The following is a 506-nucleotide window of genomic DNA, read 5'->3' on the forward strand; positions in this document are numbered from 1 at the left end:
CTGCGTATGTTCCCAGTACGCGAACTGCTCGCTGCCCATGTAGAACGGCGCGCCGATGTGCTACGCGGCCGGCGAGTTTGCCGTCTCCGATACCGACGTCTACCTGGGCGAGCTCGACGGCGCGCCGTTCTACATGGGCAGCGAGCAGTTCGCGTACTGGGAACATACGCAGCTGATCATCGACGTGGTCAATGGCAACGGCGGCATGTTCTCGCTCGATAACGGTACCGGCCGCCGCTTCCTCACCCGGTCGCGCCTGTTCACGGACGAGGAATTGGCGCAGCTGGGGCCGGCGTCCAGGGGGCCGGCCGAGGCGTAAATTTATAGTCCTCAAAAAGTCCTTGCCGACGGGGCGGATGGTTGGCTATAATTCGCCCCCTCGCAGAATAACGCATGCAAATGCAGAGTGAAACGAGAAAAAAGAAGGTTGACGAAACGAGCTAAATGCTTCATACTCTTTCTTCTTCGCGGCTGACAAAACGATCGCAGCGAAACGCAGTCCCGGC

Annotated in this window: 1 pseudogene; it reads left to right on the forward strand. The window is 59.3% G+C overall.

What is annotated here, in order from left to right:
• Positions 1 to 49: 49 nt before the first annotated feature.
• Positions 50 to 319: pseudogene (locus DUPY_RS00005) on the forward strand (DUF779 domain-containing protein); the annotation flags it as partial.
• Positions 320 to 506 lie beyond the last annotated feature (187 nt).

This window comes from Duganella phyllosphaerae (assembly GCF_001758785.1).
GTDB classification, from domain to species: Bacteria; Pseudomonadota; Gammaproteobacteria; order Burkholderiales; family Burkholderiaceae_D; genus Rugamonas; species Rugamonas phyllosphaerae.